At 47.5% G+C, this 16275-nt stretch carries 14 protein-coding genes; 3 read left to right on the forward strand and 11 right to left on the reverse strand.

Annotated features, from left to right (window positions below):
- Positions 1–53: 53 nt before the first annotated feature.
- From lspA to murJ, 4 genes are all read right to left on the reverse strand, one after another.
- Positions 54–569: a signal peptidase II gene (lspA, locus tag CEQ48_RS15450; RefSeq protein ID WP_089071853.1), complete on the reverse strand. Its 516-nt coding sequence runs from the start codon at positions 567–569 to the stop codon at positions 54–56.
- 15 nt (positions 570–584) lie between these two features.
- Positions 585–3434: an isoleucine--tRNA ligase gene (gene ileS / locus CEQ48_RS15455; protein WP_089071854.1), complete on the reverse strand. Its 2850-nt coding sequence runs from the start codon at positions 3432–3434 to the stop codon at positions 585–587.
- 30 nt (positions 3435–3464) lie between these two features.
- Positions 3465–4433, reverse strand: coding sequence for a bifunctional riboflavin kinase/FAD synthetase (ribF, locus tag CEQ48_RS15460; protein ID WP_000420408.1), 969 nt, complete (start codon positions 4431–4433; stop codon positions 3465–3467).
- 68 nt (positions 4434–4501) lie between these two features.
- Entirely contained in the window at positions 4502–6064 is a 1563-nt protein-coding gene (murJ, locus tag CEQ48_RS15465) for a murein biosynthesis integral membrane protein MurJ (RefSeq protein ID WP_181710900.1), read from the reverse strand.
- Between the two features lie 257 nt (positions 6065–6321).
- Here murJ and rpsT point away from each other — a divergent pair, with 257 nt between their 5' ends.
- Complete coding sequence (gene rpsT / locus CEQ48_RS15470; protein WP_000002742.1) at positions 6322–6582, forward strand: 30S ribosomal protein S20; 261 nt, start codon at positions 6322–6324, stop codon at positions 6580–6582.
- A 67-nt stretch (positions 6583–6649) separates the two neighbouring features.
- On the opposite strand, the gene CEQ48_RS15475 is transcribed toward rpsT, so the two are convergent.
- Together CEQ48_RS15475 and nhaR are read right to left on the reverse strand one after the other, a co-directional pair.
- Positions 6650–6952 (reverse strand): ArsR/SmtB family transcription factor, encoded by a 303-nt coding sequence (locus tag CEQ48_RS15475; protein ID WP_198301172.1) that lies wholly within the window; start codon positions 6950–6952, stop codon positions 6650–6652.
- A 222-nt stretch (positions 6953–7174) separates the two neighbouring features.
- Positions 7175–8065 carry a transcriptional activator NhaR gene (gene nhaR, locus CEQ48_RS15480; RefSeq protein WP_089071857.1) on the reverse strand — a complete coding sequence of 297 codons (891 nt, stop codon included), beginning with the start codon at positions 8063–8065 and terminating at the stop codon, positions 7175–7177.
- Between the two features lie 394 nt (positions 8066–8459).
- On the opposite strand from nhaR, the gene CEQ48_RS15485 reads away from it, so the two are divergent.
- Positions 8460–9608: a Na/Pi symporter gene (locus tag CEQ48_RS15485; RefSeq protein WP_089071858.1), complete on the forward strand. Its 1149-nt coding sequence runs from the start codon at positions 8460–8462 to the stop codon at positions 9606–9608.
- 90 nt (positions 9609–9698) lie between these two features.
- On the opposite strand, the gene CEQ48_RS15490 is transcribed toward CEQ48_RS15485, so the two are convergent.
- From CEQ48_RS15490 to rppH, 5 genes are read right to left on the reverse strand one after another with little or no spacing between them, the layout of a single operon-like run.
- Positions 9699–10550, reverse strand: coding sequence for a thymidylate synthase (locus tag CEQ48_RS15490; RefSeq protein ID WP_089071859.1), 852 nt, complete (start codon positions 10548–10550; stop codon positions 9699–9701).
- A gap of 9 nt (positions 10551–10559) precedes the next feature.
- Positions 10560–11375 carry a prolipoprotein diacylglyceryl transferase gene (lgt, locus tag CEQ48_RS15495; RefSeq protein ID WP_089071860.1) on the reverse strand — a complete coding sequence of 272 codons (816 nt, stop codon included), beginning with the start codon at positions 11373–11375 and terminating at the stop codon, positions 10560–10562.
- Positions 11376–11403: 28 nt separating this feature from the next.
- Complete coding sequence (locus CEQ48_RS15500; protein WP_001019422.1) at positions 11404–12198, reverse strand: sulfite exporter TauE/SafE family protein; 795 nt, start codon at positions 12196–12198, stop codon at positions 11404–11406.
- A gap of 9 nt (positions 12199–12207) precedes the next feature.
- Complete coding sequence (gene ptsP / locus CEQ48_RS15505; protein ID WP_000952227.1) at positions 12208–14454, reverse strand: phosphoenolpyruvate--protein phosphotransferase; 2247 nt, start codon at positions 14452–14454, stop codon at positions 12208–12210.
- A gap of 2 nt (positions 14455–14456) precedes the next feature.
- The gene (rppH, locus tag CEQ48_RS15510; protein ID WP_001911254.1) at positions 14457–14975 is read right to left on the reverse strand and encodes an RNA pyrophosphohydrolase; all 519 of its coding nucleotides are present in this window, start codon (positions 14973–14975) and stop codon (positions 14457–14459) included.
- 630 nt (positions 14976–15605) lie between these two features.
- Here rppH and mutH point away from each other — a divergent pair.
- Positions 15606–16271 carry a DNA mismatch repair endonuclease MutH gene (gene mutH / locus CEQ48_RS15515; protein ID WP_000801222.1) on the forward strand — a complete coding sequence of 222 codons (666 nt, stop codon included), beginning with the start codon at positions 15606–15608 and terminating at the stop codon, positions 16269–16271.
- Positions 16272–16275: the final 4 nt, after the last annotated feature.

Consider the following 16275-nt stretch of genomic DNA (forward strand, 5'->3'; position numbering starts at 1 on the left):
GCGCTTGTGGTTATTTGCCGCAGTGTCTTTGCTTTACGGCGCAATGCAGAGCACTAAGACTGACTTGGTGCACTTTTCTTAGCGCGAAAACCATCGAGAATAATCATCACTGCACCGATACAGATCGTACTGTCGGCCAAATTGAACGCTGGCCAGTGGTAGGTTCCCCAGTAAAAATCGAGATAATCGACCACAAAACCATGCACGATGCGATCAAACACATTGCCCACTGCACCGCCAATGATCAGCGCATAAGCAATATTGTTCCACTTATCACTCGCCGGAAGACGACGCATCCAGTAAGCAAGCATGCCAGTGACCACAAAGGCAATCCCCGTAAATAGCCAGCGCTGCCACCCTTCCTGATCGCTCAGAAAGCTAAAAGCCGCGCCATAGTTATGCACATACAGCAGGTTAAAGAAAGGCAGCACCTCAATACGGTTTGCCCAACCATAGCCCATGTTATCCATCACAATTAACTTGATCGTGATGTCAGCAATGAACACCAGAAGCGCCAGCCACAGCCAGCGCAATCCAGATTGTTTAAGAGTCAGAGACGAATTCGACATGATGGTTAGCCTGAATTACGCAAATTTGCGTACTTCGCCTTCACCTTCAACGTTAGACACGCAGCGACCACAAATGGTGGTGTGACCTGCAATCGTGCCTACATCAGGGGTGTGGTGCCAACAGCGATCGCACTTCTCAGCTTCAGTTTTGTTCACTTGAACAAACAAGCCATCGATATCGGTCGCCTGTGCAGCCTCGCTCTTCTCAGCCAGTGGTTTCACCACGGCTTTTGAAGTCAGCAGCACGAAACGCAGCTCATCGCCCAGTTTCGCTAGCTTACTCGCCAGTGCATCATCAGCAAACAGCACCAATTCTGCTTGCAGTGAACCGCCGATCAGTTTTTCGTTACGAGCGTTTTCCAGCAGTTTGTTGACTGAGCCACGCACTTTCTGAATATCATTCCAGAATGCGTTATTTAGCTCTTCGCCTTCTGCCAAACCAAACAGGCCATCAAACCATTCCGTGGTAAACACGAACTTGTCACGTGCGCTGCCGTCAGCTTGCTGCGCTGGCATTGCGTTCCAAATTTCATCAGCGGTGAATGACATGATAGGCGCCATCCAACGAACCAGAGCTTCCACAATGAAGAACAGAGCGGTTTGACAGCTACGCTGTGCATGACCACCACGTTTGGCTGTGTATTGACGGTCTTTAATCACATCCAGATAGAAAGAGCCCATCTCGATTGAACAGAAGTTCATCAAACGCTGTACCACCGCGTGCAGGTTGTAATCCTGATACGCTTGGATGATTTCTTGCTGAGCAGCCAGTGCGCGACCAACAGCCCAACGATCCAACGCCACCATGTCTTCAACAGGAATAATATCTGTGGTTGGGTTGAAGCCGTTCAGGTTCGCCAAGAAGAAACGTGCGGTGTTACGAATACGACGGTACGCATCCGCAGAACGCTTAAGGATCTCATCCGATACGGCGACTTCGCCTGTGTAATCGGTTGACGCCACCCATAGACGCAGAATATCCGCACCCAGCTTGTTGGTCACATCTTGTGGAGCAACCACGTTACCGATCGACTTCGACATCTTTCGGCCTTGGCCATCAACCACGAAACCGTGCGTCAATACTTCTTTGTAAGGCGCTTTGCCTTTCATCGCCACAGAAGAGATGAGGGATGATTGGAACCAGCCGCGGTGTTGGTCAGAACCCTCTAAGTACATGTCCGCTTCTGCGCCGTTGAATTCTTGACGTGCATCCACAACCGCAGAGTGAGTCACCCCTGAGTCAAACCATACATCTAGCGTATCCAGCACTTTTTCATAGTTGGCCGCATCTTCAGCGCCAAGCAGTTCCGCAGTATCGAGATCCCACCATGCTTGAATGCCTTTTTGCTCAACCAGTTGCGCCACTTTCTCAATCAGATCAGCGCTGTTTGGATGCAGTTCAGCGGTTTCTTTGTGCACGAACAGTGCAATTGGCACGCCCCAAGTACGTTGACGAGAGATACACCACTCAGGGCGACCTGCCACCATACCTTCAATACGGCTTTGACCCCAATCCGGCATCCAATGTACGCCTTTGATTGCCGTCAGAGCTTGTTCACGTAGACCCGCTTGTTCCATGGATACAAACCATTGCGGCGTCGCACGGAAGATGATCGGCGTTTTATGACGCCAGCAGTGTGGGTAGCTGTGCTCATACGCGTGATGATGCAACAACGCACCTTTTTCTTTCAGCACTTCCAACACAGAATCGTTGGCTTTAAATACGTGTTGACCCGCAAACAGCTCAGTGTCTGGCAGATATACGCCGTTTGAACCTACAGGGTTTGCCACTTCCAAACCGTACTGTTGACCAACGGCAAAGTCTTCTTGACCATGACCCGGCGCAGTATGTACCACACCGGTACCAGAATCGGTCGTTACGTGATCGCCTAAAATGGCTGGCACAGTGAAGGAGTAGAATGGATGTTGGAACTGAGTCAGCTCCAGATCGGCACCACTTGCGAAACCAAGGTTATGGAAGTGCTCAATGCCCGCGCGATCCATCACCGATTTCGCCAGCTCAGAGGCGACGATAATGCGCTCTGGTTGCTCACCTTCAACTTGGATCAGTACGTATTCTAAATCTGCACGCAGACATACCGCGCGGTTAGCCGGCAGTGTCCAAGGTGTGGTTGTCCAAATCACAATCGACACATCGCCTTTGCCTTCATGGCCAGCAGCCAGACCAAACTTAGCCAGCACAGCGGCTTCATCAGCGGCTTTAAAACGAACATCAATCGAAGGAGAAACTTTGTTTTTGTACTCGACTTCCGCTTCAGCCAGTGCTGAACCACAGTCGGTACACCAGTGAACCGGTTTAAAACCTTTCAGCAAGTGCCCATTGTCGGCAATTTTGCCAAGCGCACGGATAATGTTCGCTTCAGTGACAAAATCCATAGTGCGATAAGGCTTATCCCACTCGCCCAGAATGCCAAGACGCTTAAAGCTCTCTTTTTGGCCTTCCACTTGGCCTGCCGCGTATTCGCGACACTTTTCACGAAATTCGGCCGCGGTGACTTTTTGCCCCGGCTTGCCCACTTTCTTCTCTACCATCAATTCGATCGGCAGACCGTGGCAATCCCAACCCGGAATATAAGGCGCATCAAAACCTGACAGGGTTTTCGATTTAATAATGACGTCTTTAAGAATCTTGTTCAGAGCGTGGCCAATATGAATATCACCGTTGGCGTAAGGAGGGCCATCGTGTAATACGAAAGATTTTTTGCCTTTTTTAGCCTGACGGATCGCACCGTACAGGTCTTCTTGATACCAACGTTGCAGCATTTCTGGCTCGCGTTTGGCCAGATCGCCGCGCATTGGAAACCCTGTTTCAGGAAGGTTCAGGGTATCTTTATACTCACTCATCGATTCTTAATTCCGTTATATTGGGCGAAGTTAGACATGTTGTTGCTGGGTGGAATCAACCGAGCAACCCTTAAGCTGACGCAGCCACACCCTTGCTGCTTCAGCATCCAATTCAATTTGTTGCTTTAGTGCCTCAAAAGAGGCGAATTTGCGCTCATCACGTAATTTATGTAACAGCGCGACTTCCAACTGCTTTCCGTACAGGTTGCCTTGAAAGTCAAAAAAGTGCACTTCTAGCTGCTGGCGAATACCATCGACCGTCGGACGATTACCGATATTGGCAACCCCACCGACTGGCGTTGGGCCCAAACCATAGGCTTCAACCACATACACTCCCGAAACTGGAGAAACACAACGTTTCAGTGGAATGTTGGCGGTGGGAAAGCCGATCGTTCGCCCGAGTTTTTGACCATGCGAGACACGACCGCTGATACTGTAATGGCGCCCCAACATAGCCGAGGCACTGCTCAATTGGTCAGCCGCTAACGCTTCACGAATCGCGGTACTACTCACGCGCAGTTGTTGCAAACAGAAGCTTTGGGTGCTCACCACCTCAAAACCTAGGGCTTGCCCTGCCTGTTGTAGCAGCGCAAAGTTACCTTGGCGCTCTTTACCGAAGCAGAAATCATCACCAACCACCAGAAACTTAACACCCAAACGGGTCACCAACAAGTCACGAATAAACGTGTGGGCATCCAATTGGGCAAAATGATGGTTGAAATTAACGCACAACAGGCGATCAACCCCGAGTTTGCTCAGTTGCACAAACTTATCGCGCAGACGTGTTAAACGCGCGGGCGCTTGTTGTTTGGCAAACAGCTCTAAGGGCTGAGGTTCAAACGTCATCACTACCGAAGGCAAACCCATCTGCTGGGCACGCTGCACCACCTGACTGAGCACTTGTTGATGACCAAGATGAACACCGTCAAAGTTGCCAATCGTCAATACACAGCCGTGATGGCGAGATTGAATGTTATGAATACCGCGTATTAATTCCATCGGAAGATGCTTAAAACCTATATTTTGATTCTCATGGTGCGAAACTGGCGGATTATACCTAAAGCTCGCTACTCTGTCGCCGCTTTTAGATCTTTGAGACGAACACCCAGTAACAGCAAAATAGCCAGATAAGATGCCACGCCAAGGCCAATCAAGCCTGTCAGCGTCAATGCGCGCTGACTGATTCCCCAGCTCAGCCATGTAGCCATAGTGTCTAACTGCCACAAAAGCGCACCAGTCATTACCGCTCCCGCCATCACAAGTCGCGCAACAAACCAGACGGTTTTGCGAGTGAGATGATAAACACCTTGTAAGTGCAAACCACGATAAAGCAGTGCCATATTGAGGAAAGCGGACATGGAAGTCGCGACCGCCAAGCCAACATAGCCGTAAAACCACGCAAAGATCGCGTTAAGCACAATATTGCTGACCATAGCGATAATTCCGTAACGTACGGGGGTTTTCGTGTCTTGACGTGAGTAATATCCCGGCGCTAACACTTTGATCAACATAAAGCTGAGTAGGCCAGATGAGTAAGCGAGTAACGAATAGGACGCTTGCTCTACATCGCTTGGAGTAAATTCCCCGCGCATAAACAGCACCATCAGCATAGGTTTTGCCAGTACAATCAAACCCAGCATGGCAGGAATGCCGAGAAACGTGACCATGCGAATGCCCCAATCCATGGTGTGGGCAAAGCCATCACTGTGCGCATCTACATGTTTACGCGATAAGGCAGGCAAAATCACCGTCGCGATGGCAATTCCAAATAAGCCGAGGGGAAACTCCAGCAGGCGATCCGAATAATAGAGCCAACTGATCGAACCAGTTTGCAGAAAACTGGCCACGAAGGAGTCAAATAACAAGTTGATTTGACTGACCGATACTCCAAACAGCGCAGGAATCATCAGTGTGCGAATTTTCACCACCCCAGGATCTTTCCAGCCCCATTTAGGCCTAACCAGCACTCCAGCCTTGATCAAAAATGGCAGTTGAAATAAAAACTGGACTAAACCACCTAAAAATACGCCTATTGCTAAGCCCACTTCCGGCTGTTCTAGATTTGGCGAGAGGTACCAAGCACACAAAATCATCATCACGTTCAAGAAAACTGGCGTGAAAGAGGAGACGGCAAACTTACCTAAGGTGTTTAAAATTGCCCCAGACAAGGCAACAAAGGTGATAAACCACAAATAGGGAAAAGTAATCTTAAGCAGCAGGCTCGCTAACTCAAACTTTCCTGCAGCAGGGCCCCCATTCAACCAGTCTAGGAACCAACCTGCGCCAAATAATGCGGTGACTGCGCCAGAGCCGAGCACGCCAATTAGCGTCACTATGGTCACTAAAACACCGAGAGTTCCCGACGCTCGCGCAATTAAATCTCGAGTTTTATTGATATCACCCGAGGCGTGATATTCAGTTAATACTGGGACAAATGCTTGAGAGAAGGCCCCTTCTGCAAATAATCGGCGTAAAAAGTTGGGAATTCGGTTGGCAAAAAAGAATACGTCAGCACTTGCGCCTGCGCCCATCAAATTGGCCACAACCACATCGCGCACTAAACCTAAAACACGAGAAATCAAAGTCATAGCACTTACAATAATGCCAGACTTGAGTAAGCGTTTACTCACGGTAACCTCGAACAAAGAGTCAAAACCACATTATCTGATTCGAAAGGATAAGAATGTCATAGTGAGATCAGATAAGTATTAGCATTGGTAAAAAAATGCTGATAGAATCCCCGCCATCTTAACCGTGAAGGCTCTTCGATACCAAGTTTGTTTGGTCCAGTTGGGTTTTTGCACAAATCATTTGACATTAAAGAGCAAATCGGGGATATTTCCCGCCCTTAAAATGTCACCGAACTAAGTTTTTGGGAGTTAGACCCTTGGCAAATAACAAATCTGCTAAGAAGCGCGCTATCCAAGCTGAGAAACGTCGCCAGCACAACGCTAGCCGTCGTTCTATGATGCGCACTTACATGAAGAAAACTGTTGCTGCAATCGCTGCTGGCGACAAAGAAGCTGCAACTGCTGCATTCGCTGTAGTTACACCAATCCTAGACCGCATGGCGACTAAAGGCCTTATTCACAAGAATAAAGCAGCTCGTCACAAGTCTCGCTTCTTTGCTGCGATCAACGCTCTGTAATAGAGTTTGATCTTCAGCAACAAAAAACCGGCCTACGCCGGTTTTTTTATACCTTTTTTCGACCACCCTACTGATTCGCCTGACAATAAAGACGGTGCAACAGTTCAATCATCGCCTTCACTTCGGCACTGCTCAGCGTATAAAACACGGTTTGTGCTTCTTTACGTGTATTCACTAAACCATCACGACGTAGCCACGCTAGATGTTGAGACAGAGCAGATTGGCTAAGTTCCAAACGGCTGCTCAATTCGCCTACCGACAGTTCATTGTCCAGTAACATACATAAAATTTGCAGTCGCCGCTCATTGGCCATCGCTTTGAGCAAAACTACCGCTTTGGCAGAATTTTTTTCCATCTCTTGGAGATTCATTGGTGCCCCCTTTAAATACGGCATTTTAATTCCAACCCATTCATTCACTTTTCTCTGTCGTTCTAATCACCGATGTCGTAATTCGGTTGAGTGATCATGATGGGTCGAAATGGTGAAAGCGGAGAAAACTCGCTGATAATGATAAAAAACTAATCAAGAACGCTAGTTTATTGTTTTCACTTATCATTGGGTAGTGATCAAAGACTTAACAGTGATAATTATTCACAAAAATAAGTTAGTAAAATCAGCATCACAGACATTTTTTACTGCTGGGTGCTGGATCATGCGTTCAGCGAAGATGACATAATACTCCTCTTTAATCTCATCCACATGTCCGATGAGTTTCAATGATGATTCCGCATCCACTTCTGAGACATAAAAAGAGGGAGCCATAAACACGGCATCACTGTGATAGATGGCAAACGCTTTCATTAAAGCAGAGTCGTCAAATTCACCGAGAATATGCGGTTGTAACCCTTGACGATCAAACCACTGCCGCACTTTACGTCCCATTGCGGTTCGACTTCCTGGCACTAACAGTTTTTTACTCTGCAACACAGCGGGGAATGGAGCAAAATCCACCTCACCAAAGCTGAAAAAACTCATGCGGCTTTCACCGAGTTTTTTACTAAATAAGCCGGGACTTTGGCTCGAGTCCACTGGACAATCGGACAAGATCATATCCAACTTATGCTGCGCTAACTGTTCTAATAACATCTCATGGGTTGATTCAAAGCAGCGCAGATGGATCCGATTATCGCCAGGCACTGACGTCAGTAATATTTTGCTCACCAATCTTTTGGATAAGGCGTCTGCCACCCCCACATCAAACAGCAAGTTTGAACGCTGGCTATAGTTAACGATATCCAACATTTCATAGCTCAAGCCAAACATACGATCAGCGTATTTAAAGACCAACTGCCCCAATTCAGTCGGCTCAATACTGCGGCCATTACGTTTCGTCAACTTACCATCAAGTCGATCTTCCAAAGCTTTGATCTGCCCCGTCACGGTTTGGGGCGTTAAAAACAAAGCATCGGCCGCTTTGGTTACCGAGCCTTGTTTACACACCATCCAAAAATAGTAGAGGTGGTTATAGTTAAGATGAGACATGAAATCGACTACCCGCTAGAAATCCCGCTTTCCTTATAACAGATGCGATCTTTTACAACAATAAGTTCGGATAAACCGAAACAATAAACCGTTTAGTTAGAATTTTTCATAAACAAAAACACGAACTGTCATAAACCGATAGAGCTTCAAACACATCGATAAGCTCATTACACACTTTGTTACAACCCAATCGTCAAGTGACATCGGCTAGACACTCTTTACAAAACAGTAAGATAGCAAAACTCTTATTACCCATTTTTTAAGTCCGCTGCAATATTGATGAATAACTCATCAGTTACACCGAAATGTCATATTAGTGAAATATTTCCTCTCTACCATCAGCCTCGAATTCAACAATCGACCGAACCCTTAACAACGGTCCACGGAGAAAATAATGATAAACCAAGCAACTTCCCCTGCAGCGCCGATTTCGCTGACCACGAAAGGCCTACGTTGGGCAAACTTGGCTTTCATGCTGTATTTACTACTTCTTGCAGTCGCAATGGTCGGCAGCGGTTTTAAATGGGCGACCGGCGATCAAGCCAAAGTTCTATTCGAATTTGCTTCACACCCTATTGCAGGATTAATGATTGGTTTAGTGGCAACGGCACTGATTCAATCCTCAAGCACGGTGACCTCTATTATTGTTGGTCTCGTTGCCGGTGGTTTACCGGTTGAAACCGCGATCCCTATGGTCATGGGTGCCAATATTGGTACTACAGTAACCAATACTCTCGTCAGCCTTGGCCATATGCGCTGTAAAGAAGAGTTCCGCCGCGCTTTCGCCAGCGCCACCATCCACGATTTTTTCAACCTTCTCGCAGTGTTGATCTTCCTACCTCTAGAGATGATGTTTGGTATTTTAGAGAAAGTCTCACACTGGCTAGTTTCGCCTCTGCTTGCGACTGGCGATATGAGCATGAAAGGTTTTGACTTCATCAAACCGATCACCAAACCTGTCATCACAGGTCTTGAAAACCAGCTCTCGGTATTGGGTAATACTTTCGGTGGTGTAGCGCTTATCGTATTAGGTATTGCGACCATTTTCGTCGCCATTACGGTGATGGGCAAACTGATGAAAAGCCTGATGGTTGGTCGCGCGCGTGAAACGCTACAAAACGCGATTGGCCGTGGCCCGCTACACGGTATTGCTTCGGGTACTATTGTGACTGTATTGGTTCAGTCATCTTCGACCACAACCAGTCTAATGGTTCCACTCGTGGGTTCTGGCGTGCTGAAAGTGCGTGAAATCTACCCATTTACCTTAGGTGCGAACATTGGTACTTGTATTACCGCTCTGCTGGCCGCAACGGCAGTCTCCGGTGAGTTTGCCGTGTTTGCTCTGCAAATTGCGCTGGTGCACTTAAGCTTTAACTTGATGGCCACTGTCTTGATTTACGGTATTCCTTTCTTACGCGAACTGCCGATTAAAGGTGCAGAGCTCATCTCAACTTGGGCTTGTAAGAGCAAAATGGTTGTCGTGAGTTACTTGCTGGGTGTATTTGTCGTGATCCCCGGCAGCATTCTTGCCCTGACAGCTTAAGCGTTAATGCAACATCCGCACATAAAAAAGCTCCCGACATTCGGGAGCTTTTTTTATATAACCAATCAAACGTACCGCCAGAAAGCCGAGTTAGACTGAAAATGGATATTGAATAGGATCGTGGAACTGATATCCGGTGACGTCAAAATCATCCAAAGTGACCCAAGTTTCCAAATCATGCAGTGTTTTAATCTTTGGATTGATATGGAACTGAGGCGCAGGGAATGGCTCACGTTTTAGCTGCACATCGCGCATCAATTCGAGTTGATCTTCGTAAATGTGCGCATTGACGATCTTGTGATACGCCAAGCCCGGCTTTTTCCCTGTGATCTGTGCCATCAGCGCAAGGAACACATAAACCTGCACCATGTTGAAATTCAAACCCAAGGGCACATCACATGAACGCTGAGTACTGTTGAGATACAAGGTATCCCCCAGCAATGAAAAATGATGACTGTACATGCAAGGGCGCAAACACCCCATATGAAATTCACCCGGATTGTAGAAGTTAAGGATTTCACCTCGGTCATCAACGCCACGACTCAAATCATCGACAATCTTTTTCAACTGGTCAATATGACCACCATCAGGCTTAGCCCAAGCTCTACCCTGAACGCCATACACGCGTCCCATGTCATCCTCACCTTTACGGTAAGGATTGTTGAGCCATGCTTGGTTTAAATTGGCATTAGCATCCCAGGTTTTGGTACCTAATTGGCGAAAATCCGCCGCATTATCGTAACCACGAATATAGCCGAGCAACTCGGCCACGGCAGCTTTCCAAAAACTCTTGCGTGTAGTCACTAGAGGAAACTGATTGTTGCCCACATCGTAGGTCAAATCGGCATTAATCACGGTCAAACAACGCTTGCCCGTTCGTTCATTTTCAACCCAAACACCTTGATCGACGATGCGCTGACAAAGATCTAAATACTGTTTCACCTAACTACCCTATTTTGCTGCTACACGGTCTTGATACAAACCGCGCTTGTAAGACCAAACCATCATCAAAATACCGATGATCACCATAGGTAACGAGAGGATTTGCCCCATTGAAATGAAGCCACCAAACAGACCCAACTGAGCATCTGGCTCACGGACGTATTCCACAAGGAAGCGGAATGTACCGTATCCAGCTAAAAACAGTCCGGATACGCTGCCTAGCGGACGAGGTTTACCAATAAACCAATTGAGAATAAAGAATAGAACCACGCCTTCTAAGGCGAATTCATAAAGCTGTGAAGGATGACGCGGCAGTGGGCCACCATTAGGGAATACAAAAGCCCAAGGCACATCCGTTACTCGTCCCCAAAGTTCACTATTCATAAAGTTACCGATACGTCCCATCCCCAAACCGAATGGCACCAAGGGGGCAACAAAATCGGCCACACCAAAGAAGGTGCGTTGGTTTTTACGCGCATACCAGAACATGGCGGTGATCACACCCAATAAGCCGCCATGGAAGGACATACCGCCAGTCCAAACTTTGAATAAATAAAGAGGGTCAGCGAGGAACAGTTCAAAATTGTAGAAGATCACATAACCAACTCGGCCACCGATCACTACACCTAAAAAGCCGGCGAATAACAAGTCAGAGACTTGCTCACGCGTCCAACCACTGCCCGCGCGATCCGCTCGGCGATTGGCCAACCACATAGCAAAAAGGAAACCCACCAAATACATCAAGCCATACCAGCGCACCGCTAGAGGGCCGATCGAAAACAATACGGGGTCAATATTGGGAAACTGCAGATAACCCTGAGGCATAACAAACCTTCTCTATAAACAATGAGTATTACTGGAACAACATGGTCACAGCGACGCACATTAAAAAAATGGCAAAGAATCGCTTAAGCCTTGCTGTTGGCATTTGGGTGGCAAGTTTAGCGCCAATTCGCGTGGTAAGCATCGATGTTGTAGCAATCGCTAACAATGCAGGTAAATAAACATAACCAAGGCTGTATTGTGGCAAGTTCTCCACTTGATAACCGTGCAAAATAAAACCAATCATGCCCGATATCGCAATCGCAAAACCACAGACCGATGAAGAACCTATCGCCTTTTTCATTTCAATGCCATGTCGATTCAAAAAAGGCACCGATAAAGAACCGCCGCCAATACCGGCCAAACTTGAGATCACCCCAATTCCGGTACCGCACAAGGTGGTAATCCATGCACTTGGCATTGGATGATTTTGTAATGCACGTATCGAACGGTACATCTGCACACTCAAACAGAGCACAATGACCCCGAACACTTTGGGTAAATATTGGCTTGGGATCCATTCTGCAACCACTGAGCCTAAAAACCCACCGACCACCACACCCGGCATTAACCATTTCACGACAAAAACATCGACATTACCCAGCTTTAGATGGTTTAGTGCCGATGAGCCTGATGTGAGTATGATCGTCGCTAACGATGTGGCCAGCGCAAGCTGCATCACAATCTCGGTCGAGATGCCAGCATAAGGCAGTAAAAACAGTAGAGCGGGGACCACTAGTAAGCCGCCACCAATGCCCAATAAGCCAGCAAGCACACCCACCACTGCCCCTAACAGCAGCAGTATAGCTAAGAGTTCAATATTCACATTTGGTTCCTATTTTTTGCCTGCACGGACAAAACCTGCAAAACCGTGTTTTTCGATATAGGCGAGCATCATATTGTAGATTTCTCGTCCATAAGGTTGGGTTAATGCCTGCTCAGCGAGCTGGGTTAATTCCGCCAGTTCAGAGTGTCGCACCAGATATTTCACTTTAGCGACGTTAGACGTGTTCATACTTAAGGTGGTGTAGCCTAACCCTATCAACAGCAAAGCACCAATCGGATCTCCGGCTAACTCACCACAGACACACACGGGTATTTGATGGGTCGCACAAGTCTGTTGGATCTGCTTCAGTGCCATCACCACCGCAGGATGCATAGATTCATACACATCCGCCACACGCGCATTGTTACGATCCACGGCAAGCAGATATTGGGTCAAATCGTTTGTACCGACAGAGACGAAATCAATTTTATCGGCAATCAGTGGCAGCAGATACAGCATCGAAGGTACTTCGAGCATGATCCCGATTTGCGGCATCACCACGCGTGGATCTTGTTGCGAAACTTCTTGATAGGCTTGATAGATAAATTTCAGCGCATCATCCAGCTCTTTGGCACCGGAAATCATCGGCAGCAAGATGGATAAATTCCCCGACTCCGCACTTGCTCTGAGCATGGCGCGCAGTTGGATAATAAAAATGTCAGGATGATCTAAGGTAAAACGGATGCCACGCCAACCGAGAAATGGGTTGTCTTCTTCAATCGGCAAGTAAGGTAAAGGCTTATCACCACCGATATCGAGCGTACGCATAACAACACGTTGATGAGGGTAAGTGTTCAGCACATGCCGATATTGCTGAGTCTGCTCCTCTTCTGAGGGAAATCGGTGCTGCAGTAAGAAAGAGATTTCTGTGCGATACAACCCAACGCCATCCACCCCTTGATTGACGGCAATACTGGTATCGGCACTCAAACCGGCATTCAGTAACAATTCGATTCGTGCGCCATCAAGAGTACATGCGGGCTCACGAATCGCCTCATTGACCATGCGCGACAGCTCACGCTCTTCATTCGCTAAGGCACGATACTCATTCAGAATGGTTTTCGAAGGCGAAATGAATAACTTACCGCTGTAGCCATCGACAATGCCTTTTTTGCCATTCAGATCGCGCAGGTTAATCGATACCCCCATCACCGCAGGAATGCCTAACGCGCGCGACAAAATAGCCGCATGGGAGTTGGCCGCGCCTTCAAGAGAGACGACAGCCAGCAGCTTATCTTTGGGCAGTGCGGCTAACACGCTCGCGGTCAGCTCTCGCACTACCAAGATAACCGGCTTATCGATTTTTGGCTGATTGGTTTCGGTATTGAGCAAGAAAAACAGTAAACGTTGTCCTAACTCACGAATGTCTTGCGCTCGCTCTCGCAGATAAACATCCGACATGCGCGCAAAACGGTTCGAATAACTTTCGACCACTTGGCGCAGCGCCCAATCGGCACGATCCCCTTTTTGGATCTGCGCTTTGAGATCTTTCCGCAACATAGGATCGTTCAATAAGTGAGTGAACAGATCAAAAATGGCTAACGCTTCTTTGTTGATATCCCCATCGAGCTTTTTACGCATCCGACGAAAATCGGCCAGCGCACTCTCTACCGCCAAGGCAATGCGCTCTTGCTCAAAATCAGGATCCAGAGCTGAGGCGGGTAGCACTTCGGACAGATCTGGCTGGGTATCATCCCACCAAAACTCACCAATCGCGACCCCAGAAGAGGCGGCAACACCCGTAATGGCCTGCTGCTTTTTGGATAAACGCCAGTGACCTTGCGTTTGAGCATGCGCCACCAGCACCGCGAGCTGCGCTGCAAGGGTAACTAAAAAGGAGACTTCCATCTCGCTAAATAAACGGGGAGATTTTTGCTGCACCACCAGCACACCAAGCACCTGTTTGCGATAGATGATCGGTGTACCGAGGAAGGAGTGATAAACCTCTTCACCCAACTGCTTAAAATATTTAAAGCTCGGATGTTTTGAGGCTTCGGCTAAGTTAATCGGTTCGGCAGAACGTTTAACCAACCCGACCAAGCCTTCATCAAAATCAATATGGATCTTATCGCCCTTGAACTTCAGACCTTGTGTGGCCATCAATTCCAGACGGTGCATCTCTTCATTCGCTAAATAGACAGTACAACACTCTGTGCTCATCGCCTCACAGGTCTGCTTTACAAAAATATCCAACGCCTGATAGACGTCTTCGACTTTTGAAACTTGTTCTACTATATCCCTTAGCTGAGAAAGCATGCTTAACCTCTGTGAGTGTTGCGTTTGCCCTTCACTTTCCGTTCTTTAAATGGCATCGCTAATGAGGCGAACTCTTTCATTGCGCGGCGATAAACATCACGCTTAAACGACACCACTTGCCTAACCGGATACCAGTAGCTTACCCAGCGCCAACCATCAAACTCAGGAGAACTGCCGCGTTGCATGTTGATTTTCGACTCATCACATTCCAAACGCAGCAAGAACCATTTCTGTTTTTGTCCGATACAGACAGGTTGAGAATCCCAACGTACCAAACGCTTTGGTAACTTATAACGCAGCCAATGACGACTGGTTGCAATCACTTTGACGTCTTTTTTGGTTAACCCAACCTCTTCGTATAGCTCACGGAACATGGCTTGCTCTGGAGATTCTCCATCATCGATTCCCCCCTGAGGGAACTGCCATGAATGTTGCCCGTATCGTTTCGCCCAGAAAACCTGACCATGGTTGTTACAAATCACAATCCCGACATTTAGCCGGTAACCATCGCCATCGATCACTGGCAAACCTCTAGTAAATTCTTTAATTGCGTTGATTTTTCCACATATCCCCAAGCGGAGCAAACTTACTATTGTGATTAGCCCGATATTTATTAGTAAATGGGATAAAAAAGGATAAGTTCTGTGCCAGATCTAAGTTATCAACAATTTTATGAGACATACCGCGCATTTATTCACGTTTTCTGTGAATAACCGTGTGAAGAAACTTGGGGGCTGTGTAAAAAAAGGCATTTATCAACAATGACCAATCTAACAACCAGAAAGAAAAACAACAAAAAATAACTGAAAAACAAAAGGTTAAATCAAATCATTCCATAATCAAAAACTTAACCTATCAGACCACATGAAGATCCTCACCAGAAGGTTAAAGATCCATCAATTCGTCATCCTTACACCTTTGCGGGTGCTCAATCGTCGAGAGAAGCATCAATCCAATCTCAGTAGGCCCTCTCTGGGTACTGTTTATTGATCCATACCTTAGCCGACTCTCAAGCCAACAAAATAAAGCTGTGGATAACCCCATCAATAGACCTCTTAATCTCATTTCAAGCATCAAAAATCGTTCATCCATGGCAAGCGCAAGCAAAATCAGTACAATCACCACTGTGATTATCCAAACCGAAAGCCTTTATGAAACCAGCACCGACGACTCAACAAGAATTACTCACGCGAGCCCAACAAATTGCAGGGCTGAGTTTTGCTGAACTCGCCGATGAAGCAGGCATGACCGTACCGCCAGATCTGCGTAAAGACAAAGGCTGGGTAGGCCAGTTACTGGAATGGCACTTAGGGGCGACAGCAGGCAGTCGTCCACAACAAGATTTTGAACATCTCGGGATTGAATTAAAGAGCATTCCCATCAGTTACACCGGCAAACCGTTGGAGACCACTTTCGTTTGCGTCGCCCCACTCACTGGGGTTCATGGCTTAACTTGGGAGCAAAGCCATGTGCGCAATAAGCTCTCTAAGGTGCTCTGGATCCCGGTACAAGGTGAGCGCGAGATCCCGCTCGCAGAGCGCTGTGTGGGCTCTCCTTTGCTGTGGAGCCCTTCTCCCGAAGAAGAAGCGCAGCTCAAAGCGGACTGGGAAGAGCTAATGGAATGGATTGTGCTGGGTAAGGTGGCACAAATTACTGCTAAACACGGTGAAGTGCTGCAACTGCGCCCTAAAGCCGCCAACGGTCGAGCGCTCACTGAAGCCTATGGGGCCAACGGACGCCCAATCAAAACTCTGCCACGTGGCTTTTATCTGCGTACCCAATTTACTGCGCAAATTCTGCAGCGCTATTACGCCTAGTTGT

Source organism: Vibrio tarriae (assembly GCF_002216685.1).
Lineage (GTDB): Bacteria > Pseudomonadota > Gammaproteobacteria > Enterobacterales > Vibrionaceae > Vibrio > Vibrio tarriae.

What these genes read in the sequence shown, in the direction of transcription:
- CEQ48_RS15475 (WP_198301172.1), bottom strand. Translation starts at nt 6,952, where the DNA reads ATGAATCTCCAAGAGATGGAAAAAAATTCTGCCAAAGCGGTAGTTTTG.
- lspA (WP_089071853.1), bottom strand. Translation starts at nt 569, where the DNA reads ATGTCGAATTCGTCTCTGACTCTTAAACAATCTGGATTGCGCTGGCTG.
- mutH (WP_000801222.1), top strand. Translation starts at nt 15,606, where the DNA reads ATGAAACCAGCACCGACGACTCAACAAGAATTACTCACGCGAGCCCAA.
- ptsP (WP_000952227.1), bottom strand. Translation starts at nt 14,454, where the DNA reads ATGCTTTCTCAGCTAAGGGATATAGTAGAACAAGTTTCAAAAGTCGAA.
- CEQ48_RS15485 (WP_089071858.1), top strand. Translation starts at nt 8,460, where the DNA reads ATGATAAACCAAGCAACTTCCCCTGCAGCGCCGATTTCGCTGACCACG.
- ribF (WP_000420408.1), bottom strand. Translation starts at nt 4,433, where the DNA reads ATGGAATTAATACGCGGTATTCATAACATTCAATCTCGCCATCACGGC.
- lgt (WP_089071860.1), bottom strand. Translation starts at nt 11,375, where the DNA reads ATGCCTCAGGGTTATCTGCAGTTTCCCAATATTGACCCCGTATTGTTT.
- ileS (WP_089071854.1), bottom strand. Translation starts at nt 3,434, where the DNA reads ATGAGTGAGTATAAAGATACCCTGAACCTTCCTGAAACAGGGTTTCCA.
- nhaR (WP_089071857.1), bottom strand. Translation starts at nt 8,065, where the DNA reads ATGTCTCATCTTAACTATAACCACCTCTACTATTTTTGGATGGTGTGT.